At 73.9% G+C, this 23,753-nt stretch carries 25 protein-coding genes, 4 tRNA genes, 1 pseudogene and 1 riboswitch; of the genes and pseudogenes, 21 read left to right on the top strand and 9 right to left on the bottom strand.

Translation table 11 applies throughout. The features are described 5' to 3' along the window. Positions 1–22: 22 nt before the first annotated feature. From KKR01S_RS05245 to KKR01S_RS05235, 3 genes are read right to left on the bottom strand one after another with little or no spacing between them, the layout of a single operon-like run. Entirely contained in the window at positions 23–1,309 is a 1,287-nt protein-coding gene (locus tag KKR01S_RS05245) for a ribonuclease D (protein WP_099049727.1), read from the bottom strand. 43 nt (positions 1,310–1,352) lie between these two features. After that, positions 1,353–1,817 (bottom strand): peptide-methionine (R)-S-oxide reductase MsrB, encoded by a 465-nt coding sequence (msrB, locus tag KKR01S_RS05240; RefSeq protein WP_081101580.1) that lies wholly within the window; start codon positions 1,815–1,817, stop codon positions 1,353–1,355. Beyond that, complete coding sequence (locus tag KKR01S_RS05235; RefSeq protein WP_100514587.1) at positions 1,810–2,328, bottom strand: hypothetical protein; 519 nt, start codon at positions 2,326–2,328, stop codon at positions 1,810–1,812. The genes msrB and KKR01S_RS05235 overlap by 8 nt, the downstream gene beginning before the upstream one ends. A gap of 85 nt (positions 2,329–2,413) precedes the next feature. On the opposite strand from KKR01S_RS05235, the gene KKR01S_RS05230 reads away from it, so the two are divergent. Continuing rightward, complete coding sequence (locus KKR01S_RS05230; protein WP_061225471.1) at positions 2,414–3,667, top strand: alpha/beta hydrolase family protein; 1,254 nt, start codon at positions 2,414–2,416, stop codon at positions 3,665–3,667. 10 nt (positions 3,668–3,677) lie between these two features. Here KKR01S_RS05230 and ybaK read toward each other — a convergent pair whose 3' ends face one another. Further along, a complete protein-coding gene (gene ybaK / locus KKR01S_RS05225; protein WP_058731812.1) occupies positions 3,678–4,169 on the bottom strand; it encodes a Cys-tRNA(Pro) deacylase in 492 nt (163 codons plus the stop codon). Positions 4,170–4,376: 207 nt separating this feature from the next. Between ybaK and zapE the strand changes: the two genes are divergently transcribed. Genes zapE through KKR01S_RS05215 form a run of 3 tightly spaced genes read left to right on the top strand, consistent with a single transcriptional unit; the run spans position 4,377 to position 6,211 of the window. Beyond that, a complete protein-coding gene (zapE, locus tag KKR01S_RS05220; protein WP_061225470.1) occupies positions 4,377–5,456 on the top strand; it encodes a cell division protein ZapE in 1,080 nt (359 codons plus the stop codon). A gap of 18 nt (positions 5,457–5,474) precedes the next feature. After that, positions 5,475–5,603, top strand: coding sequence for a hypothetical protein (locus KKR01S_RS11475; RefSeq protein WP_280513755.1), 129 nt, complete (start codon positions 5,475–5,477; stop codon positions 5,601–5,603). Beyond that, complete coding sequence (locus KKR01S_RS05215; RefSeq protein WP_061225469.1) at positions 5,561–6,211, top strand: TSUP family transporter; 651 nt, start codon at positions 5,561–5,563, stop codon at positions 6,209–6,211. Before KKR01S_RS11475 ends, KKR01S_RS05215 begins: the two co-directional genes overlap by 43 nt. A gap of 133 nt (positions 6,212–6,344) precedes the next feature. On the opposite strand, the gene KKR01S_RS05210 is transcribed toward KKR01S_RS05215, so the two are convergent. From KKR01S_RS05210 to KKR01S_RS05200, 3 genes are all read right to left on the bottom strand, one after another. After that, positions 6,345–6,416: transfer RNA gene (locus KKR01S_RS05210), tRNA-Val, on the bottom strand. 29 nt (positions 6,417–6,445) lie between these two features. Next, positions 6,446–6,516 (bottom strand) — tRNA-Cys (locus tag KKR01S_RS05205). Positions 6,517–6,572: 56 nt separating this feature from the next. Beyond that, a tRNA-Gly gene (locus KKR01S_RS05200) sits at positions 6,573–6,645 on the bottom strand. A gap of 284 nt (positions 6,646–6,929) precedes the next feature. Here KKR01S_RS05200 and KKR01S_RS05195 point away from each other — a divergent pair. From KKR01S_RS05195 to rpe, 6 genes are all read left to right on the top strand, one after another. Beyond that, positions 6,930–7,001, top strand: a tRNA-Val gene (locus tag KKR01S_RS05195). 151 nt (positions 7,002–7,152) lie between these two features. Next, entirely contained in the window at positions 7,153–8,073 is a 921-nt protein-coding gene (locus KKR01S_RS05190) for a PD-(D/E)XK nuclease family protein (RefSeq protein ID WP_061225468.1), read from the top strand. Then, the gene (gene def, locus KKR01S_RS05185; RefSeq protein ID WP_061225467.1) at positions 8,070–8,669 is read left to right on the top strand and encodes a peptide deformylase; all 600 of its coding nucleotides are present in this window, start codon (positions 8,070–8,072) and stop codon (positions 8,667–8,669) included. Before KKR01S_RS05190 ends, def begins: the two co-directional genes overlap by 4 nt. Continuing rightward, positions 8,669–9,604, top strand: a complete 936-nt coding sequence (fmt, locus tag KKR01S_RS05180; RefSeq protein ID WP_061225466.1) for a methionyl-tRNA formyltransferase — start codon at positions 8,669–8,671, stop codon at positions 9,602–9,604. The genes def and fmt overlap by 1 nt, the downstream gene beginning before the upstream one ends. Then, positions 9,601–11,247, top strand: a complete 1,647-nt coding sequence (locus KKR01S_RS05175) for an RsmB/NOP family class I SAM-dependent RNA methyltransferase (protein WP_058730311.1) — start codon at positions 9,601–9,603, stop codon at positions 11,245–11,247. The genes fmt and KKR01S_RS05175 overlap by 4 nt, the downstream gene beginning before the upstream one ends. A 78-nt stretch (positions 11,248–11,325) precedes the next feature. Then, on the top strand, positions 11,326–12,027 hold the full coding sequence (gene rpe / locus KKR01S_RS05170) for a ribulose-phosphate 3-epimerase (protein WP_058730310.1): 702 nt from the start codon (positions 11,326–11,328) through the stop codon (positions 12,025–12,027). Here rpe and KKR01S_RS05165 read toward each other — a convergent pair. Continuing rightward, on the bottom strand, positions 12,002–12,940 hold the full coding sequence (locus KKR01S_RS05165) for an SDR family oxidoreductase (RefSeq protein ID WP_081046117.1): 939 nt from the start codon (positions 12,938–12,940) through the stop codon (positions 12,002–12,004). The genes rpe and KKR01S_RS05165 overlap by 26 nt on opposite strands. 148 nt (positions 12,941–13,088) lie before the next feature. Further along, a riboswitch (FMN riboswitch) is annotated at positions 13,089–13,227 on the top strand. 148 nt (positions 13,228–13,375) lie between these two features. Between KKR01S_RS05165 and pnuC the strand changes: the two genes are divergently transcribed. From pnuC to hisF, 7 genes are all read left to right on the top strand, one after another. After that, the gene (pnuC, locus tag KKR01S_RS05160) at positions 13,376–14,113 is read left to right on the top strand and encodes a nicotinamide riboside transporter PnuC (RefSeq protein WP_058730309.1); all 738 of its coding nucleotides are present in this window, start codon (positions 13,376–13,378) and stop codon (positions 14,111–14,113) included. Continuing rightward, positions 14,110–15,213 (top strand): bifunctional diaminohydroxyphosphoribosylaminopyrimidine deaminase/5-amino-6-(5-phosphoribosylamino)uracil reductase RibD, encoded by a 1,104-nt coding sequence (gene ribD, locus KKR01S_RS05155; protein ID WP_280513754.1) that lies wholly within the window; start codon positions 14,110–14,112, stop codon positions 15,211–15,213. The genes pnuC and ribD overlap by 4 nt, the downstream gene beginning before the upstream one ends. 74 nt (positions 15,214–15,287) lie before the next feature. Beyond that, positions 15,288–17,282: a 3,4-dihydroxy-2-butanone-4-phosphate synthase gene (ribB, locus tag KKR01S_RS11540; protein ID WP_081101578.1), complete on the top strand. Its 1,995-nt coding sequence runs from the start codon at positions 15,288–15,290 to the stop codon at positions 17,280–17,282. Further along, on the top strand, positions 17,279–17,764 hold the full coding sequence (ribH, locus tag KKR01S_RS05145; RefSeq protein ID WP_058730307.1) for a 6,7-dimethyl-8-ribityllumazine synthase: 486 nt from the start codon (positions 17,279–17,281) through the stop codon (positions 17,762–17,764). Before ribB ends, ribH begins: the two co-directional genes overlap by 4 nt. Before the next feature lie 114 nt (positions 17,765–17,878). After that, on the top strand, positions 17,879–18,142 hold the full coding sequence (locus KKR01S_RS05140) for a phosphoribosyl-ATP diphosphatase (RefSeq protein ID WP_058730306.1): 264 nt from the start codon (positions 17,879–17,881) through the stop codon (positions 18,140–18,142). A gap of 30 nt (positions 18,143–18,172) precedes the next feature. Next, the gene (hisG, locus tag KKR01S_RS05135) at positions 18,173–19,018 is read left to right on the top strand and encodes an ATP phosphoribosyltransferase (protein ID WP_058730305.1); all 846 of its coding nucleotides are present in this window, start codon (positions 18,173–18,175) and stop codon (positions 19,016–19,018) included. A 43-nt stretch (positions 19,019–19,061) separates the two neighbouring features. Continuing rightward, positions 19,062–19,826: an imidazole glycerol phosphate synthase subunit HisF gene (gene hisF, locus KKR01S_RS05130; RefSeq protein ID WP_061225464.1), complete on the top strand. Its 765-nt coding sequence runs from the start codon at positions 19,062–19,064 to the stop codon at positions 19,824–19,826. A gap of 17 nt (positions 19,827–19,843) precedes the next feature. Here hisF and KKR01S_RS05125 read toward each other — a convergent pair whose 3' ends face one another. Next, positions 19,844–20,515: a maleylpyruvate isomerase family mycothiol-dependent enzyme gene (locus tag KKR01S_RS05125; RefSeq protein WP_081046119.1), complete on the bottom strand. Its 672-nt coding sequence runs from the start codon at positions 20,513–20,515 to the stop codon at positions 19,844–19,846. Positions 20,516–20,611: 96 nt separating this feature from the next. Here KKR01S_RS05125 and hisI point away from each other — a divergent pair. The 4 genes and pseudogenes from hisI to KKR01S_RS05105 form a co-directional block, all read left to right on the top strand. Next, positions 20,612–21,013: pseudogene (gene hisI, locus KKR01S_RS05120) on the top strand (phosphoribosyl-AMP cyclohydrolase); the annotation flags it as partial. A gap of 98 nt (positions 21,014–21,111) precedes the next feature. After that, positions 21,112–22,740, top strand: coding sequence for an anthranilate synthase component I (locus KKR01S_RS05115; RefSeq protein ID WP_061225463.1), 1,629 nt, complete (start codon positions 21,112–21,114; stop codon positions 22,738–22,740). Next, positions 22,737–23,393, top strand: coding sequence for a Trp biosynthesis-associated membrane protein (locus KKR01S_RS05110; protein ID WP_061225462.1), 657 nt, complete (start codon positions 22,737–22,739; stop codon positions 23,391–23,393). The genes KKR01S_RS05115 and KKR01S_RS05110 overlap by 4 nt, the downstream gene beginning before the upstream one ends. Before the next feature lie 66 nt (positions 23,394–23,459). Beyond that, positions 23,460–23,723, top strand: coding sequence for an HGxxPAAW family protein (locus KKR01S_RS05105; RefSeq protein ID WP_061225461.1), 264 nt, complete (start codon positions 23,460–23,462; stop codon positions 23,721–23,723). Positions 23,724–23,753 lie beyond the last annotated feature (30 nt).

Genomic DNA, 23,753 nt, shown 5'->3' with positions numbered 1-23,753 from the left:
GCCCCGCGGAGGCCGATCCGCCTTAGGCCGGGGTGTCCGCCCAGACCTCGGCCAGCGGCGCCGCGCACAGCTGGATCTGCCACGGCCGGGCCCCCAGCTGCTCGAGCTGCGCCCCCAGCTGGCCGGGATCCTCCTGGGCGTGGTCCCAGCACAGCCGCCGCAGGTGATCCGGGGTCAGCAGGTTCTCCACCGGGGTGCCGGTCTGCTCGGCCAGCTCCGCCAGGCGGGCACGGGAGGCGGTGAGCAGGGCGAGGGAGCGGGGCCGCTTGGGCTCCCAGGCCTTGATCGGCGGCGGGGTGTCCGAGGGCACCGTCATCGGCACCGGGTCCGGATCCTGGGCGGCCTCCCGGATCGCGCTCACCCAGCGCACGGCTTCGCGCTTGATCAGCTTGGTGTGGAAGCCGGGGATCTGCACCAGCGCGGGCACCGAGCGTGGCATGGCCTTGGCCCCCGCGATCAGCACCGAATCCTTCATCAGGCGCTTGGGGGCGATGTCCTTGGCCTCGGCCAGCTTCTCCCGCTCCGTCCACAGGTTGCGCAGGGCGGTGAGCTGACGGCGGGTGCGCAGCTGACGCAGCCCCTTGGTCCGGCGCCACGGATCCTTCGCCGGGGCCGGGTGGGCGGCCTGCTCGATCTCGTGGGCGAACTCCTGGCGGGCCCACTCCAGCTTGCCCTGGGTATCAAGCTGCGCGATGACGGCCTCGCGCAGATCCGCCAGCAGCTCCACATCCAGGGCGGCGTAGACCAGCCAGGACTCCGGCAGGGGGCGGGTGGACCAATCCGCGGCCGAGTGCTCCTTGGCCAGGTGGTAGCCCAGCAGATCCTCCGTCATCGCCCCCAGCCCCACATGCGCGTAACCGAGCAGGCGCCCGGCCAGCTCCGTGTCGAACAGCGCATCCGGGGCCATCCCGACCTGGCGCAGACTCGGCAGATCCTGGGTCGCGGCGTGGATGATCCACTCGACCCCGCGCAGGGCCTCCTGCAGCGGGAGGAGATCCGGGAAGGCCTCCGGATCCACGAGCAGGATGGGGGAGTCCCCGCGCTTGAGCTGGACGAGGAAGGGGCGCTGACCGTAGCGGATGCCGGAAGCCCGCTCCGTGTCGATGGCCACCGGACCGGTGGCCTCCGTCAGCATCCGGGCGGCGCGGGCCAGCCCCTCGGGGGTGTCGATGACCCGCGGCACCCCGTCGTGCGGGCTGTCGAGGGGAACCACCTCCGGGATGCTCAGGGTGGGATCCAGACCCAGCTGCCCGGGATCGGGGGTCGCGGGGGAGGAGGCGGAGGGGACGGAGGCGGTGGCTTCGCTCATGACCATCCCAGTGTAGGTGCCCCCGCGCGCCAGCGCGTGGGGATCAGGCCTGCTCCGGGGTGAAGTCCAGGCTCACCGAGTTCATGCAGTAGCGCAGATCCGTCGGCGTGCCCAGACCCTCGCCCTCGAAGACGTGACCCAGGTGAGAATCGCAGGCCGCGCAGCGCACCTCGATCCGCTCCATCCCCAGGGAGGAGTCCCGGATGTAGCGGACCCGGTCCTCGGCCAGGGGCGCGAAGAAGGAGGGCCAGCCGCAGCGGGCGTCGAACTTGGTCTGGGCGGAGAACAGCTGCGCCCCGCAGGCCCGGCACGAATAGGTTCCGGGCGAGAACTCGTCCCAGTAGCGGCCCGTGAAGGGACGTTCGGTGCCGGCCTCGCGCAGCACAGCGTACTCCTCGGGGGAGAGGATCTCCCGCCAGTCCGCCTCCGTGCGCCGCCCGGGATCACCCAGCGGCCCGGGGGCCCGACGGTCGAAGGGGCTGTTCTGCTGGTTCTGCTGCTCAGTCATCCACATGTCCTGTGCCCCAGTACAGGTGCAGCACGGGCACCCCCAGGGTCTTCTCCGCGGTGTTGGACCAGCCGATGTTGAACGTGTCCTGCACCGGGTGCGGATCCGTGATGATCAGCGCCTGGGTGGCGCCATCCCGGATCTCCTCGGCCATGGCCTCCACCGGGTCGCCCGTGCTGGTGCGTCCCGAGGCGGTCAGTCCCGCGCCGCGCAGCACCTCGAGGGAGGTATCCAGGATCTCCTGGGCCTCGGCCTCCAGGGTCTGCGGGCCCTTCTCCGAGGAGGAGAACACGTCCGCGGCCTCACTGAACTGCAACAGCGTGAGACGGTCCAGGAATTCCATCCACTGCGGCTGGCGCAGCTGGGCCGGGACCAGCAGGCGCACCGTCGGGGCGGGGCGTCCCGGATCCGCGTCCCCGCGCGGGTCGGCCGCCGCGCCGCCCGCGATGCGGATGTTCTCGATCTCCTGCTCGCCGAGGGTCTTCTCGGTCACCACCAGTACTGTGCTCATGGGCACAGCCTACCGATCTGCCCGCGGGATCGGCGATGATGGGGGAGTCCGCGCCCGCGTCCCCGGCGGGCGGGAGAGGAGAGCCATGACGAGCACCGCGTCGACCCCGCACACCGGCCTGCGCCGAGCCCTGGGCTCCCGGTCCTGGCGGGCCGGCCTGCGCACCGGCCTGATCGCCGGGGGCGCCCTGACGGGTCTCGGCGCCACCGCCGCGGCCGGCATCGCCGGCTACTACGCCCGCATGGCCGTGACCCCGCCGACTCCGACCAGCAGCGAGGTGCTGCCGATCCTCGGCGTCGGCTTCGACACCCCCGACCCGGAGGAGGGCAGAACACCCACCAGCGTCACGCTGCCGGCGAACGCGGAGACCCTGGTCCCCGGGCGGTACCAGATCTCCTTCGACGGCGGGCGTTCGCAGGCCCGTCTCGGGGAGATCCTCTCCTACTCGCCCAAGCTGGGCACGGTGGTGCGGGCCGTGGAGCACGTGGAGTCGGGGGATCTCGGGGCGGCGAAGAAGGTCCGCTGGTCCGGGGCCATCTGGCGGGATCCGGCCGACGCCGGGTACCCGTTCGAGGAGGTGACCCTGGACCTGCCGGTCGGGGAGGCCCCGGCCTGGCTGGTCCCCGCCCCCGCCGGCTCCTCCGGGCAGACCTGGGCGATCATGGTGCACGGGCGCGGGGCCAGCCGTCAGGAGACCCTGCGTGCTCTGGCCACCACCCAGCGGCTGGGCCTGACCAGCCTGCACGTGACCTACCGCAACGACTCCGACGCCCCGGCCTCCGCCGACGGCCGCTACGGCCTGGGCTTCACGGAGTGGCAGGACGTGCAGGTGGCCGTCGAATACGCCCTGGTCCACGGGGCCCGGGACCTCGTGCTGTTCGGCTGGTCCATGGGCGGGGCGATCGCGCTGCAGACCGCGGACAAGTCCCCGGACGCCGAGCGGATCCGGGCGCTGGTCCTGGACGGGCCGGTGGTGGACTGGTTCGAGCTGATCCGCTTCCACACCCGGCAGTACCGCCTGCCCCTGCGCCTGGGCCAGCTGGTGGCCGATCTGCTCAGCGCCCAGCGGGCCACCCTCATGACGGGGCTGGACCACCCCATCCGGCTGACGGATCTGGACTGGATCACCCGCAGCGCCGAGCTGCGCGTGCCGACGCTGATCCTGCACTCCGTGGACGACGAGTATGTGCCGGCTTCGGCGTCGATGGAGCTGGCCGAGCGCAGCCCGCGGGTCACGCTCGTGCCGTTCCAGAAGGCCCGGCACACCAAGGAGTGGAACGTGGACCCGGCCCGCTGGGAGGCCGCCGTCCTGGAGTGGCTGCCGGCCCAGCTGGGGTGAGGGGCGCGGCTCAGCCCTGGGCGATGGGCGCGTAGCGCCCGCCGGTGACCGCCAGCAGGTCCGCCGGGGCCAGCTCAACGTCGAAGCCGCGCTTGCCCCCGGAGACCAGCACGGTCTCGAAGGCCTGGGCCCCTGAGTCCAGCAGCACCGTGACCGGGGTCTTCTGGCCCAGCGGCGAGATCCCGCCGACCACGTATCCGCTGCGCTTCTGCGCCACCGCCGGATCCGCCATGCTCGCGGACTTCCAGCCCATCGCCGCTGCGGCCGCCTTCATGTCCAGCTTCCCCGCCACGGGCACCACCCCGAGGGCGAACTGGCCGTCGTGGGTGATCATCAGGGTCTTGTACACCTGGCCCGGGTCCCGGCCCAGCTTGGCCGCGGCCTCCGCGCCGAAGCCCGCGCCCTCCTCGTGCTCGTAGGGCAGCTCGGTGAACGCCACCCCCGCCTCGGTCAGGGCGCGCACCGCCGCCGTCGCCCCGTGCTGTTGCTTCTTCTTGGCCATGGGAACCGCTGCCTTTCTCCCGGAATCGGGGACGATGCTCTGGATGCGCAGTGCCGGGCCCGGACCGATCCCGCGGGAACGGGTCCGGTCCGGACGCCGTCGGCACCACTGTAGGCACGGGCAGGGGATAGACTCGGCGTGGCGATCCGCACACCCGCGGCGCGCCCGCCCCTATCCGCAGCCATCCCCCGTCCCCCGAGGAGTCCGGTGCCTGAGACCGTCCACCTGACCGACCGCCGCCCCCGCGTCTCCGCCGAGCAGCTTCTGGAGGGCTTCCGGCCCTCCGAGCGCTTCGGCGAGGTCTCCTTCGACACCTACATCCCGGACCCCGACCAGCCCTCGCAGGCCGCCGCGGTCCAGGCCCTGCGCGACTTCGCCCGCGGCGTCGCCCGCGGCGTCGGCCGCGGCGTCGGCCGCGGCGGCGGTGGGGGCGGGGGGCTGTTCGGGAAGCTGTTCAGGCGCGGCGGCAAGGGTGCGGCCGGCAAGGCCGGGATCTACCTGGACGGCGGCTTCGGCGTCGGCAAGACCCACCTGCTGGCCTCCCTGTTCCACGCCGTGCCGGGGCCCGCGGCCTTCGGCACCTTCGTGGAGTACACCAACCTGGTGGGGGCCCTGACCTTCCGCAAGACCGTCGAGGCGCTCAGCGGCTACACCCTGGTGTGCATCGACGAGTTCGAGCTGGACGACCCCGGGGACACCGTCCTGATGTCCCGGCTGATGCGGGAGCTGTCCGACGCCGGGGTGAAGCTGGCCGCGACCTCCAACACCCTGCCCGGATCCCTCGGGGAGGGCCGCTTCGCCGCCGCGGACTTCCAGCGGGAGATCCAGGTGCTGGCGGACCAGTTCGAGGTCATCCGCATCGACGGCGAGGACTACCGGCACCGCGGCCTGCCCGAAGCGCCCCAGCCGGTGGAGGCAGCCGGGTTCGACGACGCCGTCGCCGCGGCCTTCGAGCCGGAGCAGACGGTGGCCGTGGACGACTTCTCCGCCCTGATCGAGCACCTGTCCCAGGTCCATCCCAGCCGCTACCGGCAGATGATCGACGGGCTGGATGGGATCGCCTGGCGCGGGGTGCAGACCATCACGGCCCAGGCGGTGGCCCTGCGCTTCGTGGTCCTGGCCGATCGCCTCTACGACAAGGACCTGCCGATCGTCTCCTCCGGGGTGCCCTTCGACCGGGTCTTCACCGAGGAGATGATGGCCGGGGGCTACCAGAAGAAGTACTACCGGGCGGTCTCCCGCCTCACGGCGCTGGCCCGCGAGGGCGGCACCCCCGGGACCGCTTGAGCGGCTCGGGTCGGATCCGTGGCCTGGCTGGTGCTGCCCGCCGTGCTGGTGGGCACCGTGCTGCAGCGCATCTGCGGCACCGGGGTGGGCCTGCTGGTCGCCCCGTGTTCGCGCTGCTGCTGGGCGGGGCGGACGGGGTGCTGCTGACGAACATGACCACCTTCGTCTCCGCGACGATGCTGACCGTGGCGATGCGCCGGGAGGCGGACTGGGCCACCTGGGCCCGCCTGTTTGCGTGGTCCCTGGTGGGCACGGTGCCCGGGGCGCTGCTGGTCCGAGCCCTGCCGGCCGCCGTGCTCCAGGTGGTGGTCGGCGGGGTCGTGCTGCTGGCGATGGCGGTGATCCTCACCTCGGCGGCCCCGCGCAGGAGGCGCGGCCCCGGGGCGGGGGTCGCCGCTGGAATCGCGGCGGGGCTGCTCAACGTCACCGCCGGGGTGGCGGCCCCCGCCGTCGTGCTGTTCGCGCGGATCACCGGCTGGGATCAGCGGGCCTACGCCGCGACCACGCAGCCGCTGTTCATGAGCCTGGCCGTGACTTCCGTGGGGGCGAAGCTGCTCCTCGGGGCGGCCCACCCGGCGCATCTGCCCTCCGCGTGGCTGTTCCTCGGGATCGCCGCGGCCGTCCTGGTCGGGCTGCCGCTGGGCGCCCGGCTGGGCAGGGTCATCGCGGCGTCGGCGGCGCGCACGCTGTCCCTGCTGCTGGCCGGGGCCGGTGCCGTGCTGGCCGTGGTCCGGGGCGTGGCGGGCCTGATCTGAGGCGGACGCCGGAGCAGCACGGGCAACTCGTGAGGGGTGGCCACGCGAGGAGTGCGCCGGGGGAGGCCAGCGGGCGCGGAGACGGAGAAAGCCCCGGATCCTGGAGGGGATCCGGGGCTTTCTCCTTGAAACGTGCGCGATACTGGGATCGAACCAGTGACCTCTTCCGTGTCAGGGAAGCGCGCTACCGCTGCGCCAATCGCGCGAGAAGCATGAACAGCGTCATGATCTGCGAGGTGAGGACGGGATTCGAACCCGCGTACACGGCTTTGCAGGCCGCTGCCTAACCACTCGACCACCTCACCATCGTCCGGTCGGGGACTTAGGGGTCCGTGCTCCACGCGAAGCGGAGCGGTATCCGAGCGGTTGACGAGACTTGAACTCGCGACATCCACCTTGGCAAGGTGGTGCTCTACCAACTGAGCTACAACCGCATGTCTGCCTGCCGCTCACATTCGTGCGGCTCGCCGTCCTCCGGGGGAGTCCGTCGCGCTGACAGGTGAATACTCTACACACCCGGCGCGGAGATGCAAAATCGAGGCCCCGGCGCCGGTCGAACCTCGCGTCCGCCCCGGAATTCCGCGGATCGCGCCGCCTCGACGGGCCGCGGTCAGGGGCTCTGACCGCCGACGCCTCACTGTGGGATACGCCACGTGAAGAAGGGGATCTCCGGATTTGCGGGCCCTCGACCCGGTGTGTATAGTTCTGGGAGTGCCGAGCGCGATTGGCGCAGTGGTAGCGCGCTTCGTTCACACCGAAGAGGTCGCTGGTTCGAACCCAGCATCGCGCACGAACAGGCTCCCCGCCGGAGCCGCGAAGGCCCCCGCCGGAACCGATTCCGGCGGGGGCCTTTTCCGTTCACGCTGCCCGGCGTCGCGCCCGGTGCGTGCCGCGCCATCCGGCGGCGACCCTTCCGTCCCCTGCCCAGGAGCACCCCTTCCATGACCCAGCCCCGGCTCGCCACGCAGACCGAGCACGGTCGCATGTACGCCCGCGCGGACGGCGGCGAGCCCGAGGTCCCCTCGATCACCACGGTCATCGGCCAGCAGGCCACGGACCTGGGCGGCTGGCACGGGTACATGGCGGCCAAGGCCGTGCTGGAGGATGACCGGGCACTGCGCGCCGGGCGCTCGGCGGGGCTGCGCCACGCCGTCATCCGCGACGCCGCCCTGGCCGCCGAGCGCTACCGGGACCAGGCCGCCGCCCGCGGGGATCGCGTGCACGCCTACTGCGAGGCCGTCGCCCTGCGGGCCATGGGCCGGGAGCATGATGTCGACGGCGCCCGGGAGGCGCTGATGCTGCATCAGGAGACCGCCTGGGCTGATCGCTTCGACGAATGGTGGGAGGCCTACCGCCCGGAGCCGCTGGCCCCGGAGATCACCGTGTGGAACCGGACCGTCGGCTACGCCGGGACCCTGGATCTGGTCGCCCGGATCGGCGGGCGGGTGTGCATCATCGATTACAAGACCAAGGGCACCGACCGCAAGGGCCGCGTCAAGCCCCTGGACGAGAAGGTCATCATGCAGCTGGTGGCCGGGGTCAAGGCCGAGGAGTCCCTGGTGGATCCCGCCGCCGGCACCTGGGAGCCGTGGGCCTACGGCGACGCGCCGGTGCTGCTGGGGGTGGCCCTGGGGGAGACCGAGGTCCGGGCCCAGCAGGCCAACCCGGAGCTGCTGCGCCACCACTGGCGCTCCTTCTGCGCGCTGTGCCGCGTGTGGCAGCACCACCACGAGCTCGCCCAACTGACCCGCGAGGCCGCCCTGCCGCCGCTGATGGCCGTCGTGCCCCCGCCGCGCCGGGAGCCCGCCGCGACGCCGTCACCCGAGACCGCCGATCCCACGACCACCAGGAGGGCCTCATGACCATCCTCCCCGTGCGCACCATCGGAGATCCCGTGCTGCGCACCGCCTGCCGCCCCGTCGGGACCCCCGACGCCGAGCTGGCCAAGCTCATCGAGGACATGCTCGAGACCATGTTCGACGTCGGAGGGGTCGGCCTGGCCGCCCCGCAGGTCGGCGTGGAGCTGCGCCTGTTCGTCTGGGGCCTGGAAGGTGTCGACGGGCCCGTCGGACACGTGCTGAACCCCGTCCTGGAGGTCTCCGAGGACCCCCAGGAGGGCGGGGAGGGCTGCCTGTCCGTGCCGGGGCTGTCCGCCGAGACCCCGCGGGCCCGCTGGGCGCGGGTCACCGGCACCGACGTGCACGGGCGACCCGTGGACGTGGCCGGGGAGGGACTGCTGGCCCGGTGCCTGCAGCACGAGACCGACCACCTGGACGGCACCCTGTACGTGGATCGGGTGCGAGGGGAGGACCGCCGCCGGATCATGCGCCAGCTGCGGGACCGGGACTTCGGGAACCGCTCCCAGGCGGTCACCGGCCAGCGCTCCGGCCGGGTCTCCTCCGCCTTCGGGGCCGGGGCCTCCGTCGCACCCGGCGCCTCCTTCGGGGGTGGCCGCTGATGCGCGTGCTCTACGCCGGAACCCCGGCCACTGCCGTCGCCCCCCTGGAGGCCCTGCTGGCCGATGCCACCGGGCGGATCGAGGTCGTGGGGGTGCTCACCCGGGAGGATGCCCCGGTGGGGCGCAAGCGCGTGCTCACCCCATCCCCGGTGGCCGCCCGCGCCGAGGAGCTGGGCCTGCCGGTGATCCGGGCCAACCGCTACGACGACGCCGCGCACGCCGCGGTGACCGCCCTGGCCCCCGAGGCCGCGGCCGTGGTCGCCTACGGGGCGATCCTGCCTGAGCGCGCCCTGGAGGCCGTGCCGAAGGGGTGGATCAACCTGCACTACTCGGACCTGCCGCGCTGGCGCGGGGCCGCCCCGGTGCAGCGGGCCCTGATGGCCGGGGAGCGGGAGCTGACCGCCTGCACCTTCCGGATCGAGCGGGGCCTGGACACCGGTCCCGTCTACCACCGCCTCACCGAGCCGGTGGGCCCGGAGGACGACGCCGGGACCATGCTCGAGCGGCTCTCCGCGGCGGGCGGGCCGCTGCTGGCGCGCACCCTCGGGGAGATCGCCGAGGGCACCGACCGCCTCACCCCGCAGGAGGGGGAGCCCATCACCGCGGCCAAGCTCACCGCCGAGCAGGCCCGCATCGACTGGCAGGCCCCGGCCGAGCAGGTGGCCGCCCTGGTGCGCGGCACCACCCCGGAGCCCGGGGCGTGGACCACGCTGGAGGGACAGCGGGTCAAGGTCGCGGGACTCGTGCCTGTCGGCGCCTCGTCGGGGCACCGCCCCGGCACCGTGCGCCTGGAGGGCCGGGACGTGCTGGTCAGCGCCGGGGACGGGGATCTGCGGCTGGGCAGGATCCAGCCCGCGGGCAGGAAGATGATGGCCGCGCCCGACTGGGCGCGCGGATCCGCACGGCTGGATGAGGGGAGCGTGGAGTTCGCATGAGTGCACAGCAGGGCCGCGGACGCGGCGGGAACGCGGGCTCCGGGCCCGGACGCGGTGGGCAGGCCCGCCCGGGGGAGCGGCGCAACGCCAAGGGGCGCCAGCGCCACCGCGGGGCAGGCCCGCAGCGGGACTTCTCCCGCACCGCCCCCAGCCAGCGGCGTCGCACCGGGGACCCGGCGCGCCTGGTCGCCTTCGAGACCCTGCAGGCCGTGCAGACCGAGGACGCCTACGCCAACCTCGTGCTGCCCCGGGCCATCCGGCGCCACCGCTTGGATCAGCGCGACGCCGCCTGGGCCACGGAGCTGACCTACGGCACCCTGCGCGAGCAGGGGCTCTACGATGCGATCCTCTCCCGGTGCGTGGACCGGCCCCTGGCGCGCCTGGACGCGAAGGTGCTGACCGTGCTGCGCCTGGGCGCCCACCAGCTGCTGGGCATGCGCACCGCCGCCCACGCCGCGATCAACGAGACCGTGGGTCTGACCCGCGCCGTCGTCGGGGCGGGCCCGGCCGGGATGGTCAACGCCGCGCTGCGCCGGGTCAGCGAGAGGACCCGGGAGCAGTGGCTCACCGAGCTGACCGCGGATCTCACGGATGAGACCCGCCGGCTGGCCCTGGAGCGGTCCCACCCGGTGTGGATCGTGCGGGCCCTGCGCCAGGCCCTGGCCGCCCACGGCCGGGTGCCCACCGAGATCGAGCAGCTGCTGGCCGCGGACAACGCGGCCCCCGTGGTGCACCTGGTGGCCCTGCCCGGGCTGGGGTCCCTGGAGGAGGCCGAGCGCAGCGGCGCCGAGGCGAGCACCCTGGTGCCGGGGGCCGCGACCTACCGGCACGGGGACATCGGCCGCCTGGAGACCGTGCGGGAGGGGACTGTGCGCGCCCAGGACGTCGGCTCCCAGCTGGTGGCCCGCGCCCTGGCCGCCGCACCCCTGGAGGGGGAGGACGGGCGCTGGCTGGACCTGTGCGCCGGTCCCGGCGGGAAGGCCGCGCTGCTGGGGGCCCTGGCCCAGCAGCGCGGCGCGGAGCTGGTGGCCAACGAGTCGGCCCCGCACCGGGCCGAGCTGGTGCGCACCTCCCTGCGGCCCCTGGACCCCGCCCGGTATGCGGTGCTGACCGGGGACGGGCGGCGGATCCGGGAGACCCTGGCCGATGCCGAGCAGCTGCCGGAGCAGACCTCCCTGGCCGTGGAGGCCTTCGGGGAGTCCGGGGAGATCTTCGACCGCGTGCTCGTGGACGCCCCGTGCACCGGCTTGGGGGCGCTGCGTCGTCGTCCCGAGGCGCGCTGGCGCAAGCAGCCCGCGGACGTGGCCGAGCTGCTGGAGCTGCAGACCCAGCTGGGCCGGGCCGCGATCGAGGTGACCCGCCCCGGCGGGGTCATCGCCTACGTGACCTGCTCCCCGCACGCCGCGGAGACGCAGAACGTGCTGGCGGACCTGCTGGAGACCGGGCAGGTGCAGCTGCTGGACACCGCGGCGATCACCCGCGACGCGGCCCTGCCGCACGCCCTGGACGGGGAGAAGGACCCGGGGCTCACGGCCCCGGACCTCGCCCCGGCCGAGGGTCAGGACCGGGCCTCCACGGTGCAGCTGTGGCCGCACGTGCACGGCACGGACGCGATGTTCCTGGCGCTGCTGCGCCGCATCTGATCAACGGCGGCTGCTGCGCCGCGTCTGATCGGGCGGTTGCTGCGCCGGAGCTGAGGCCGACCCGCCCGACCTGGAAGAATGGGCCGGGCATCGACGACCCGAGGAGCACCCGCCGTGACCCACCTGCGCATCCACCCCTCCATCCTCTCCGCGGACTTCGCCCGGCTGGGTGAGGAGCTGGCCGCGATCTCCACCGCCGACGCCGCGCACATCGACGTCATGGACAACCACTTCGTCCCGAACCTCACGTGGGGTCCGCCGGTGGTGCAGCGGCTGCGGGAGGTCTCCCCGGTGCCCTTCGACGCGCACCTGATGATCGAGGACGCGGACCGCTGGGCCCCGCGCTACGCGGAGATCGGCTGCGAGTCCGTGACCTTCCACGCCGAGGCCGCGATCGCCCCGATCAAGCTGGCCCGGCAGCTGCGTTCGAACGGGGCGCAGGCCGGGATGGCCCTGCGACCGGCCACGCCGGTGGAGCCGTACCTGGATCTGCTGGCCGGCGGGGAGCTGGACCTGCTGCTGGTGATGACCGTGGAGCCGGGCTTCGGCGGGCAGGCCTTCCTGGAGGTGACCCTGCCGAAGATCCGCCGGGCGGCGCAGGCCCTGCTCGGCTCGCAGGTTCCGGTGGCCCTGCAGGTGGACGGCGGGATCACGGAGGAGACCATCGCGCGGGCCGCCGAGGCCGGGGCGGACGTGTTCGTCGCCGGCTCCGCGGTCTACGGCGCGCAGGATCCGGCGGAGGCCATCGCAGCGCTCAGGCGATCCGCCGCCCGCTCATGACCTGCTCCAGGCTCAGCGGGGGATGCCCAGTGAGCCGTTCGACGTCGTCGGTGACCTCCGCGAGCTCACCCGCGGCGATCGCGGTGTAGGTGGAGATCCAGGCCTCCAGCTCCCACTCCGGGGCTCCGTATCCGGCGCGGGAGGCCCGGGCCTGCTCGAGGGTCTCATCCTGAAACCGGTAGTCCTCACCCGTGGCCTCGGACATGATCCGGGCCGCCTCGGTCATGGTCAGCGCCTCCGGGCCGGTGAGCGTGTAGGCGCGGTCCTCGTGGGCGCCCGGATCGGCGAGCACCGCGGCGGCGGCGTCGATGACGTCCGTGCGGGCCACCGCCGCGACCCGCCCGGTCCCGGCGGGCCCCCGGATCACCCGGTCCTGCCCGGCGAAGTCCTCGAACACATCCAGGTAGAAGTTGTCCCGCAGGAACGTGTGGCGCATGCCGGTGGCCCGGATCGCGGCCTCGGTGATCCCGTGGGTGCGGGCGAAGGTGAAGGTGGCCTCCGGGCCCGGGTGGGCGAAGGACAGGTAGACCAGGTGGCGCACCCCGGCGGCGGAGGCGGCCGCGACGGCGTCGATCTGCTGCTCGTCCCGGTGCGCGGCCTCGGTGATCGAGACCATGAACACGGTGTCCAGCCCGGTCATGGCCTCGCGCAGACCTGCCGGGTCGGCGAAGTCCCCGCGGGCGGCCTCCAGCAGACCCTCGGAGTCCTCCACCCGCTGCCGCACGGCCTCGGGGCGGCGCACCAGCAGGCGGTGGGGGATCCCGCGCTCCTGCAGCAGGCGGGAGACCCCGCCGCCGATCAGTCCCGTGGCCCCGGTGATGCCCACGCGCACCGGCTGGGCGTCGGGGTGCTCCTGGGAATCCTGGTGGTCGGCGGCGGCTTTGCGGGCGGACTCGGCGGGGTGATGGCTCATGGATGCTCCTCGGGATCGACGGTGAGGTGGCGGTCTCTTGGGTGCAACGGTGCGGTGCGACGGATTGTTTCCTCGGGTGTCCGCGGATGATGCCGCATCGTGGCCTGCGGCACGCCTTTCGGGAGGGTGTGGCATAGTGGGTGGCGCAATCGTGCTCCGGGGGTCGGTGAAACTCCGAACCGGCGGTAGAGTCCGCGAACCGGGACGGCCCTGAGATCAGGGGCCATCCCGACCGATCCGGTGGAATTCCGGAACCGACAGTCACAGTCTGGATGAAGGTGCACGAGCCCACCGCGACCCGTTGAACGGGGTGCGCGCGGGGTGTCGCCGTCGTCCCGTCCAGGGGCGTCCGCCGACGCACCCGGCGCAAGACCCGCCAGCTCGGCGCGCGTGTGTTCTCCCCGGGGCCTCCGCGGTCCTCGAGAAGGAGAGAACATGGACTTCCTGCGGTGGCTCTTCGACGCCCAGCTCACCATCGGCGGTGGGTTCATCCTGTGGCGCGAAGTGATCGGCAACCTCTTCGGCCTGGCCTCGGCCCTGGGCGGCATGCGCCGGAAGGTCTGGGCCTGGCCGGTGGGCATCATCGGCAACCTGCTGCTGTTCACGGTGTTCCTCGGCGCCGTGTTCGGCTCCCCGAATCCCGTGAACATCCTCGGCCAGGCCGGGCGCCAGGTCATGTTCATCATCGTCTCCGTCTATGGCTGGTGGCAGTGGCGGGCAGCCCGCGGGCAGGACGGCGCCGCCGTCACCCCGCGCTGGGCCAGCACCCGGGAGCGGGTGCTGCTGGTGGTCCTGCTCTTCGGCGGCACCGCCGCCCTGACCCCGGTGTTCCGGGCCCTGGGCTCCTACGAGCCGGTCTGGTCCGACGCCTGGATCTTCGTCGGCTCCCTGCTGGCCACCTGGGGCATGGCCCGCGGCTGGGTGGAGTTCTGGCTGATCTGGGTGGCCGTGGACGTGGTCGGGGTGCCCCTGCTGTTCTCCGCCGGGTACTACGCCTCCGGGCTGATGTACCTCTTCTACGGCTGCTTCACCCTCACCGGCTTCTTCGTCTGGTGGCGCACCCGACGTCGTGCAGACCGGGTGCGAGTTGAGACCCGCTTCCCGGACCCCACCGTGGAGGTGGCCGGCGGCGCAGCCGAGACCCCCGCCGAGTCCTCCACCGAGCGCCGATGAGCCCGGCACCGAACGCCCGTGCCGGGAGCGGGCGATCGTCCGGGTCGAGCGCGGAGGAGCGGCTGATGGGCCTCGCCCTGGCCGAGGCCGCCCGCGGACCTCGTGGGGCCAATCCGCTGGTCGGGGCGGTGCTCGCGGATCGGGACGGCACCGTGCTGGCTGTGGGCCACCACCGCGGGGCCGGCACCGCCCACGCCGAGCCGGACGCGCTGGCCGCGGCTCGGCGCGCCGGAACCGACCCGCGCGGGGCGACCCTGTGCGTGACGCTGGAGCCGTGCGATCACACCGGGCGCACCGGCCCGTGCACCGAGGCGATCCTCGCCGCCGGTGTCACCCGGGTGATCATCGGCGCCCCGGATCCCACCGGGGACGGCGCCGGGGGAGCGGCCCGCCTGTGTGCGGCCGGCGTCGAGGTGATCACCGGGGTGCTGCCCGAGCAGGCGCGGGAGCTGAACCACCGCTGGACCCGCGCCCGCGCCGAGGACCGTCCCTTCGTGACCGCCAAGACCGCGAGCACCGCCGACGGCTTCGTCGCCGCGGCCGATGGGACCAGCCGGTGGATCACCGGGCCCGAGGCCCGCGCCCACGCCCACCGGCTGCGCGCCCGGGTGGACGCGGTGCTGGTGGGCACCGGCACCGCCCTGGCCGATGACCCCCGGCTCACTGCCCGGGACGAGACGGGCGCGTCCCTGGCGCATCAGCCGCTGCGGGCGGTCATGGGACGCCGCACCCTGCCGGACACCGCCGCCCTCACCCGCGACGGCGGAGCCCTGCGCCTGGACACCCGCGACCCGGTCGAGGCCCTGCGGCGGCTGCGCGAGCGCGGCGTCGAGCACGTGCTGCTGGAAGGCGGGCCCACCCTGCTCACCGCCTTCCTCGCCGCGGACCTCGTGGACGAGCTGTGGTGGTACCGCGCGCCCCTGCTCCTCGGGGAAGGCGCCCCCGCCATCGGCCCGCTGGGCGTGGGCGGGCTGGGCGAGGCCCTGCGCTGGCGCACCGACCGCACCGGACCCGGCATCTCCGACGCCGCGCGCGGCGTCGAGATCCTCGGCCCCGACGTGCTCACCCGCTGCGAACCTCAGCCCCGGCCCGCGCCCTGACCACCCCTCACCCACCTGAGACCCCCACCCCTCGAGAACGGGCGCGCCGCCGACGACGCGCCGGAGAGGACCCCATGTTCACCGGAATCATCGACCATCTCGGCACCGTCGAGACCCTGGAGCGCACCGGCGACGCCGCCCGGCTGCGCCTCCGCGCCGGAGACCTCATCCGCGACCTGCCGCACGGCGGCTCCCTGGCCGTGGACGGCGTGTGCCTGACCGCCGTGCCCGACCCCGAAGCCGGCGAGGGCGTCTTCCTCGCCGACGTCATGGGCGAGACGCTGCAGCGCACCACCATCGGCCGCCTCGCCCCGGGAGATGCGGTCAACCTGGAACGCTGCCTGCCGGCCGGCGGGCGCTTCGACGGGCACATCGTGCAGGGCCACGTGGACGGCACCGGGAGCGTCATGGCGATCACCGAGCACCCCGCCTGGACCGTGCTGCGCATCGGCATCCCCGAGCGTCTGGCCCCGCAGCTGGCGGAGAAGGGCTCGATCGCCGTCGCCGGGGTCTCCCTGACCGTGACCCGCACCAGCCCCGCCGGCACCACCCCCGCCTGGTTCGAGGTCGGCCTGATCCCCGCGACCCGCACCGCCACGACCCTCGGGAGCGTGCGCATCGGGGATGCGGTGAACCTGGAGACCGACGCCGTGGCCAAGTACCTGCTGCGCTCGCGGGAGTTCGAGCGGGCGCTGCTGGGAGCCGACAGCGCCCCCGAGGACGACACCCCCGCGGCGGACGCACCGGACCGCCCCGTCGCCTCGGGGTCGGCCGCCGCACCGCACCGCGCCCCCGCGGCGATCGACCCCGACGCCGCCGCCGAGCCGGTGCGCCTGGACCGGGTCCAGGAGGCCCTGTCCGCCCTGCGCACCGGCGGGCTCGTCGTCGTGGTGGACGATGAGGACCGGGAGAACGAGGGCGACCTGATCGGGGCGGCCGCGACCCTGGATGCGGCGGGGCTGGGCTTCATGATCCGGCACACCTCCGGGGTGGTCTGCGCCCCGATGAGTACCGCGAGGGCCGACGCCCTGGGGCTGCCGCCGATGCTCGCGCGCAACGAAGACCCCAAGGGCACCGCCTACACTGTCACCTGCGACGCCGCCGCCGGGATCACCACCGGGATCAGCGCCGCGGACCGGACCCGCACCCTGCGGGTGCTCGCCGACCCCGCGAGCACCCCCGCGGACCTCACCCGCCCGGGGCACGTGCTGCCGCTGCGGGCCGTGGACGGCGGGGTCCGGGACCGTCCCGGGCATACCGAGGCCGCGGTGGAGCTGATGCGCCTGGCCGGGCTGCCCGAGGTCGCAGCGATCGCCGAGGTGGTGCACGAGGACGGCTCGATGCGCCGCAGCCCGGACCTGCGGGCCTTCGCCGATGAGCACGGACTGCCGATGATCTCCATCGAGCAGCTGATCGCCCACCTCGACGCCGCCCCGACCGCGCCTCCCGCGCCCGAGCCGGTGCTGGTGCCCACCGAGCACGGACTGTTCGCGGTGCGCGCCTGGCCCGGGGCGGGCGGGGTGGAGCACCTGTCCGCCACCGCCGTGCACCCGGACGGCACACCCCGCACTGGCCCGGGCGCCCCGCTGGTGCGCCTGCACTCGGAGTGCCTGACCGGGGACGTGCTGGGCTCGCTGCGCTGCGACTGCGGACCCCAGCTGCGCCAGGGGCTGGCGATGCTCGCCGCACGCGGCGGCACCCTGGTCTACCTGCGCGGGCATGAGGGCCGCGGCATCGGCCTGGGGGAGAAGCTGCGGGCCTACGCCCTGCAGGACGCGGGCCTGGACACCGTGGAGGCCAACCTGGCCCTGGGCCACCCGGCCGATGCCCGCACCTGGGAGGAGGCCGCCGCGATCCTGCGGGCCCTGGGCCTGCACACCGGGATCCGGCTGGTGACCAACAACCCCGCCAAGGCCGACGGGCTGCGCGCCGCCGGCATCCCGGTGCGCGAGCTGGTGCCGGATGAGATCCCCCCGCAGGAGCACAGCGCCCGCTACCTGCGCACCAAGAAGGAGCGCATGGGCCACCTGCTGGACCTGACCATGACGACCGAGAGGACACCCCGATGAGCGGACACGGAGCACCCCGACGCGACCCGAACACCCCGAGAGATCCCCGCGCGCGCACCCTGCGCGTCGGGATCGTCGCGGCCAGCTGGCACGAGGAGGTCATGGGCGGCCTGCTGGCCGGGGCCCGCCGCACCCTGGCCGAGGCCGGAGTCCCCGAGCCCACCGTGGTCCGGGTGCCCGGCTCCTTCGAGCTGTCGGTGGTCGCCGCCCGGCTGGCCCGCACCCACGACGCCGTCGTCGCCCTGGGGGTGGTCATCCGCGGCGGCACCCCGCACTTCGACTACGTCTGCTCCGCGGCCACGGACGGGCTGACCCGGGTGGCCCTGGAGACCGGAACCCCCGTGGGCTTCGGCCTGCTGACCTGCGATGACGAGGAGCAGGCCCGGGACCGGGCCGGGCTGGAGGGCTCCCGGGAGGACAAGGGCGCGGAGGCCGCCGACGCCGCGGTGCGCACCGCCCTGGTCCTGGCCGACCTGGACTGAGCCCGCCCGGATCCCTCGCAGCCCCTCCGGAGGGGTCCCGGCCCCGCCCGATGGGTGAGACGCTTCAGCCTGCGGCCCGCGCACCCGGTGCGCGGGCCGGTAGGCTGGGGGACCGTGAAGGATTTCGAGACGCTCTACGCCGAACTGGCCGAGAAGGCCGCCACCCGCCCCGAGGGCTCCCGCACCGTCGCCGAGCTGGACTCCGGGGTGCACGGCATCGGGAAGAAGATCGTCGAGGAGGCCGCCGAGGTGTGGCTGGCCGCCGAGTACCAGTCCGATGCGGAGCTGGCCGAGGAGGCCTCCCAGCTGATCTACCATCTGCAGGTCATGCTCATCGCGCGCGGGCTGAGCCCCGCCGACGTCTACCGCTACCTCTGATCCCGCCCCTCCCGGAAGGACACCCCACGGATGCTGCGCATCGCCGTGCCCAACAAGGGCTCCCTCTCCCAGGCCGCCCAGACCATGCTCACCGAAGCCGGGTACCTCCAGCGTCGGGACTCCCGCGAGCTGGTGCTCGCCGATGAGGCCAACGACGTCGAGTTCTTCTACCTGCGGCCCCGGGACATCGCCGTGTATGTCGGCTCCGGGACCCTGGACGTCGGGATCACCGGGCGGGACCTGCTGATGGACTCCCCGGGCGGGGCGGAGGAGACCCTGCCCCTGGACTTCGCCCGCTCCACCTTCCGCTTCGCCGGGCCCCGCGGGGCCTTCGCCAGCGTGGAGGACCTCGCGGGTCAGCGCATCGCGACCAGCTACCAGAAGCTGGTCACCGACCACCTCACGGCCCGCGGCATCGAGGCCGAGGTGGTGCGCCTGGACGGGGCCATCGAGTCCTCGATCCGGCTGGGCGTGGCCGATGCGATCGCCGACGTCGTGGAGACCGGCAACACCATGCGCGCGGCCGGACTGGAGCCCTTCGGCGATCCCGTGATGCGCTCCGAGGCCGTGCTGATCCGCCGCCCGGGCACCCCGGACACGGACGCCCTGCAGGTGCTCTCCCGGCGGCTGCGCGGGGTCCTGGTGGCCCGGCAGTACGTGCTGATGGACTACGACGTCGCCGAGGAGCACCTGCAGGCCGCCACCGCCCAGACCCCCGGGCTGGAGGCGCCCACCGTCTCCCCGCTGCAGCGGGAGGGCTGGTACGCGGTGCGGGCCATGGTGCCCAAGAACATGACCAACCGGATCATGGACGGGCTCTACGAGGTCGGGGCGCGGGCCATCCTCGTCTCCCCGATCGCCGCGGCCCGGCTTTGACCGGACGCCGCACCGCACACACCGGAACAGGAGGAGGAAGCCGATGGGGCTGGCCGTGCGTGTGATCCCCTGCCTGGACGTGGACGCCGGGCGGGTGGTCAAGGGAGTGAACTTCGAGGGCCTGGTGGACGCCGGGGACCCCGTGGAGCTGGCCGCCCGCTACCACCGGGCCGGGGCCGATGAGCTGACCTTCCTGGATGTGACCGCCTCCTCCGGGAACCGGGAGACCACCTGGGAGGTCGTCGGACGCACCGCCGAGCAGGTGTTCATCCCGCTGACCGTCGGCGGGGGAGTCCGGGGCGTGGCGGACGTGGATCGGCTGCTGCGGGCCGGGGCGGATAAGTGCTCCGTGAACTCCGCGGCCGTGCGCGAACCCGAGATCATCGATGAGATCGCCCGCCGCTTCGGCAATCAGGTGCTGGTGCTCTCGGCGGACGCCAAGCGCACCGGGAACACGGCCTCGGGCTTCGAGATCACCACCCACGGCGGGCGGCGCCTGACCGGCATCGACGCGGTGGACTGGGCCCGGGAGGGTGCCTCCCGCGGGGCCGGGGAGATCCTGCTGAACTCGATGGACGCCGACGGCACCCGGGACGGCTTCGACCTGGAGATGATCCGCGCGGTGCGCGCCGTCGTGGACGTGCCGCTGATCGCCTCCGGCGGAGCCGGCAAGCCCGCGGACTTCCCGCCGGCCGTGGACGCCGGGGCCGACGCGGTACTGGCGGCCTCGGTGTTCCACTTCGGCCCGGAGAACGCGATCGCCGAGGTCAAGGACGCCCTGCGGGCCGCGGGGCACGAGGTCCGCTGATCCCCACCCCGCCGGGATCAGCTCAGCTCGACGTCGGCCTTGCGGCCGAACAGGTGCAGCAGCAGCTCCAGGGGCCGGCCGGTGACCGTCACGGGCTCCTTCTCCGGGGCGCGCACCACCGCCTGCACCGCCCGACCCGGCAGGGACTCGCGCGCCGGGCGGCGCAGCACGCGCTCGCCGAACACCGGCTCGCCGTCGGCGTCCGTGCCGACCAGGCGCAGCCCGCCCGGGTGGCGCAGGGCCGAGATCAGGCCGACTCCGCCGAGCTTCCCCCAGATCAGCTCCTGCTCGTCGGAACGGAACGGGGTCAGGGCGGCCAGCTCGGCCCGCCCCGCCTCCTGCCCGCGCACCACATCCTCGCGGTGCACCAGGTACTCGATGGTGTTCATCCCCGCATCCACCCGCCCGATCGCCCGCGCCGGGGTGCGCGCCTCCGCGAAGCGGCGCAGCCCCTGCGCGTACTCCTCCGGAGAAGCCAGACGCTGTCCGAGCCGTCGGGTCAGCCGCTCGGTGCGCGAAGCCAGCGGCGGCAGCACGATTCCGGCCGCGACATCCGGGCGGGTCTCGCGCAGCAGCAGGTGGGCCAGCAGGTCGCTGGTCCGCCAGCCCTCGCACAGGGTGGGTCGATCCGGCCCGGCGGCCTCGAGCACGGCGGCGAGGTTGGTGCGCACGTCGGTGATCATCGTCATCTCCCCATGGTAGGCCCGGGCCCTGCACCGGTCAGCCCCACGCCGAAACCCGCGCCACGGTGGGCGGGGGAGCGGGGCGGGTACAGTGGCCGGGTGATGAACACCCCCGAGACCCTCGCTCAGCAGCCCGCGCAGGACACCGCGCCGGAGCCTGACCTGGACCCCACGATCCGCGAGCGGCTGAAGCTGGACCCACAGGGCCTGGTGGCCGCGATCATCCAGCAGCACGACACCGGCGAGGTCCTCATGCTCGCCTGGATGGACCCCGAGGCCCTGCGCCGCACCCTGACCACCGGGCGGGTCACCTTCTGGTCCCGCTCCCGCCAGTCCTACTGGCGCAAGGGGGACACCTCGGGGCACTGCCAGTACGTCCGCTCCGTGGCCCTGGACTGCGACGGCGACGCTCTGCTGGTGCGCGTGGAGCAGATCGGCGCCGCCTGCCACACCGGCACCCGCACCTGCTTCGACGCCGACCCGCTGCCCGCCGTCGTCGGCGACCCGCAGCAGACCCCCGCCGAGCCCGCGCCGGAGCAGCCCGCACCCGCAGAGCCCGCGGCACCCGCCGCCGACCGTCAGCCGCCGAAGGAGGACCGGCCATGACCCGCACCCCCGAGATCCGACCCACCCGCGAGGAGTTCCGGGAGCTGGCCCGCACCCGCCGGGTCATCCCCGTGCGCGCCACCGTGGTCGCCGACGCGATGACCCCCATCGGCCTGTACCGGGCCCTGGTGGCCCGGGACGGCGAGCCCGGACCCGGCACCTTCCTCCTGGAATCCGCGAACGAATCCGCCTCCTGGTCCCGCTGGTCCTTCGTCGGCGTGCGCTCCCGCGCCACCCTGACCGCCAAGGACGGGGCCGCGCACTGGCAGGGCACCGCCCCCGCCGGCGCCCCGCAGGGCGGAGACCCGGTCGAGGCCATCCGGGAGACCCTGCGCATCCTGCACACCGAGCCCTTCGAGGACGTGCCGCCGCTGACCTCCGGGCTGGTCGGCTACCTCGGCTGGGATGCGGTGCGCCACTGGGAGCACCTGCCGCACCCGCCGGCCGATGATCTGCGCCTGCCGGAGTTCGCCCTGAATCTCGTCTCGGACCTCGCCGTGCACGACCACCGGGACGGCACCGTGACCCTGGTGGCCAACGCCGTGAACTGGGACGGCACGGACGCCCGCGTGGACGGGGCCTACGACGACGCCGTCGCCCGCGTGCACGCGATGCTCGCCGACCTCTCCCGGCCCCTGCCGCAGACCACCGTCTCCGTGCCGCCGGATGCCGCCGCACCCGAGCGGGGCCTGGCCGAGGACGTCGAGGAGAGCTGGGAGCGCCAGCAGTTCCTCAACGCGATCGTGCAGGCCAAGCACGACATCCGGGACGGGGAGATCTTCCAGGTGGTCCTCTCCCGCCGCTTCGAGGCCCCGTGCGAGGCCTCCCCGCTGGAGGTCTACCGGACGCTGCGCCGCACCAACCCCTCCCCGTACATGTACCTGTACACCTTCGCCGGGCAGGACGAGGCCGCCGAGCCCTTCCACATCGTCGGCTCCTCCCCGGAGGCGCTGGTCACGGTTCACGGCCGCACCGCCACCACCCACCCCATCGCCGGGTCCCGCCCCCGGGGTGCCGACCGCACCGAGGATCTGGCGCTGGCCGAGGAGCTGCTGGCCGACGAGAAGGAGCGCTCCGAGCACCTCATGCTCGTGGATCTGGCCCGCAACGACCTCTCCCGCATCGCCCGGCCCGGCACGGTGGCGGTCACCCAGTTCATGGACATCGAGCGGTTCAGCCACATCATGCACATCTCCTCCACCGTGGAGGCGCAGATGGCGGAGGAGGCCACGGCCTACGATGTGCTGCGCGCGACCTTCCCGGCTGGCACCCTCTCCGGGGCGCCCAAACCCCGGGCCCTGCAGATCATCGACGAGTACGAACCGCACCGGCGCGGGGTCTACGGCGGGGTGGTCGGCTACTTCGACTTCGCCGGGAACATGGACATGGCCATCGCCATCCGCACCGCGGTGCTGCGCAAGGGCCGCGCCTGGGTGCAGGCCGGGGCCGGGATCGTCGCCGACTCCGTGCTGGAATCCGAGGCCGCGGAGACCGTCGCGAAATCCGCCGCCCCGCTGCGGGCGGTGCTCGCGGCCCGGGACCTCACGCCCCTGGACGCCGACGCCGACGGGGCGGGCCCCAAGGCCGACGCGGTCGATAGCGCCCGGGACGGGGCGGCCTCGTGAGCGCAGCACGGACCCCGGCCCCCACGATCGAGGGGGAGGAGGACTCCCGGACCCCCCGGACCCGCGGGGCGGGCCGCCTAATCCTGCTCAACCTCCTGGTCCCGGCCCTGGCCTTCGCGGCGACCCTGCCGACCTGGGTCACCGCCCAGGTGGACACCGTGCTGGCCCAGCGCCAGGACATCAACGTGCCCGGCACCACCGCGGCCCCCGCGGTCTCCGCACTCGCCCTGGTCGCGCTGGCCGGGGTGCTCACGGTGCGCATCGCCGGGCCCGTGCTGCGCACGGTGATCTGCGCCGTCATCGCCTTGGCCGGGATCGGCACGGCGCTCGCGGCGCTGAGCGTGCCCCTGGACCCGGAGGGCGCCGCCCGCTCCAGCGTCGGGCAGCGCACCGGCGCGGTCGGAGCGGGCGGGGATTACACGGTGCACCCCTGGCCGTGGGTGTGCCTGGTCTTCGCCGTGGGCATCGTCGTCATGGCCGTGGTCCTGTGGCGGGCCTCCCGCTCCTGGCGCGGGGCCGGGCGCCGCTTCGAACGCCCGGAGCAGCGGGCCGCGGCGACCCGGGAGACGGCGCCGGCGCCCGAGCAGGCCCCGCACGCGCGGGACATCGACGCCTGGGATCGGCTCAGCCGCGGCGAGGATCCCACCGCCTGAACCGGCATGCACTAGACTGAGTCGGAGCATACGCATCGCACCCTGGGTGCAGAAGGAGCACTTCCCGTGACCTATGACAACCCCGACGTTCTGGTCTCCGAGCCGGTGGAGGGCCACGGCAGCACCGTGGCCGCCTGGTTCCTGGTCATCGTCACCACGATCGGGCTGATCGTGGCCACCGTCGCCTTCGACACCTTCCACCTGGTGGGCATGTGCGTGGGCTTCGGCATCATGATCGTGGGCCTGGGCGGCTCCGCCGTGCTCAAGGCCCTGGGCTACGGCAAGGACGGCAAGCACACCCTCGCCCGGGCCCGCTCCGCCGAGGACTAGCCCCATCGTCTTCCCACCGCAGCGCCCCCT

This window comes from Rothia kristinae NBRC 15354 (assembly GCF_001570865.1).
Lineage (GTDB): Bacteria > Actinomycetota > Actinomycetes > Actinomycetales > Micrococcaceae > Rothia > Rothia kristinae.
The sequence above is the reverse complement of the archived record's forward strand: the minus strand, read 5'-3'. Positions and strand labels throughout refer to the sequence as shown.

Excerpts from the sequence above, each read along its gene's own strand:
- KKR01S_RS05230 (WP_061225471.1), top strand. The coding sequence starts at position 2,414 with ATGACGAGCACCGCGTCGACCCCGCACACCGGCCTGCGCCGAGCCCTG.
- ribH (WP_058730307.1), top strand. The coding sequence starts at position 17,279 with ATGAGCGGACACGGAGCACCCCGACGCGACCCGAACACCCCGAGAGAT.
- ribB (WP_081101578.1), top strand. The coding sequence starts at position 15,288 with ATGTTCACCGGAATCATCGACCATCTCGGCACCGTCGAGACCCTGGAG.
- ybaK (WP_058731812.1), bottom strand. The coding sequence starts at position 4,169 with ATGGCCAAGAAGAAGCAACAGCACGGGGCGACGGCGGCGGTGCGCGCC.
- KKR01S_RS05125 (WP_081046119.1), bottom strand. The coding sequence starts at position 20,515 with ATGACGATGATCACCGACGTGCGCACCAACCTCGCCGCCGTGCTCGAG.
- ribD (WP_280513754.1), top strand. The coding sequence starts at position 14,110 with ATGAGCCCGGCACCGAACGCCCGTGCCGGGAGCGGGCGATCGTCCGGG.
- msrB (WP_081101580.1), bottom strand. The coding sequence starts at position 1,817 with ATGACTGAGCAGCAGAACCAGCAGAACAGCCCCTTCGACCGTCGGGCC.
- KKR01S_RS05115 (WP_061225463.1), top strand. The coding sequence starts at position 21,112 with ATGACCCGCACCCCCGAGATCCGACCCACCCGCGAGGAGTTCCGGGAG.
- fmt (WP_061225466.1), top strand. The coding sequence starts at position 8,669 with ATGCGCGTGCTCTACGCCGGAACCCCGGCCACTGCCGTCGCCCCCCTG.
- KKR01S_RS05190 (WP_061225468.1), top strand. The coding sequence starts at position 7,153 with ATGACCCAGCCCCGGCTCGCCACGCAGACCGAGCACGGTCGCATGTAC.
- hisG (WP_058730305.1), top strand. The coding sequence starts at position 18,173 with ATGCTGCGCATCGCCGTGCCCAACAAGGGCTCCCTCTCCCAGGCCGCC.
- pnuC (WP_058730309.1), top strand. The coding sequence starts at position 13,376 with ATGGACTTCCTGCGGTGGCTCTTCGACGCCCAGCTCACCATCGGCGGT.
- hisF (WP_061225464.1), top strand. The coding sequence starts at position 19,062 with ATGGGGCTGGCCGTGCGTGTGATCCCCTGCCTGGACGTGGACGCCGGG.
- KKR01S_RS05165 (WP_081046117.1), bottom strand. The coding sequence starts at position 12,940 with ATGAGCCATCACCCCGCCGAGTCCGCCCGCAAAGCCGCCGCCGACCAC.
- def (WP_061225467.1), top strand. The coding sequence starts at position 8,070 with ATGACCATCCTCCCCGTGCGCACCATCGGAGATCCCGTGCTGCGCACC.
- KKR01S_RS05235 (WP_100514587.1), bottom strand. The coding sequence starts at position 2,328 with ATGAGCACAGTACTGGTGGTGACCGAGAAGACCCTCGGCGAGCAGGAG.
- KKR01S_RS05245 (WP_099049727.1), bottom strand. The coding sequence starts at position 1,309 with ATGAGCGAAGCCACCGCCTCCGTCCCCTCCGCCTCCTCCCCCGCGACC.
- rpe (WP_058730310.1), top strand. The coding sequence starts at position 11,326 with ATGGGCCGGGCATCGACGACCCGAGGAGCACCCGCCGTGACCCACCTG.
- KKR01S_RS05175 (WP_058730311.1), top strand. The coding sequence starts at position 9,601 with ATGAGTGCACAGCAGGGCCGCGGACGCGGCGGGAACGCGGGCTCCGGG.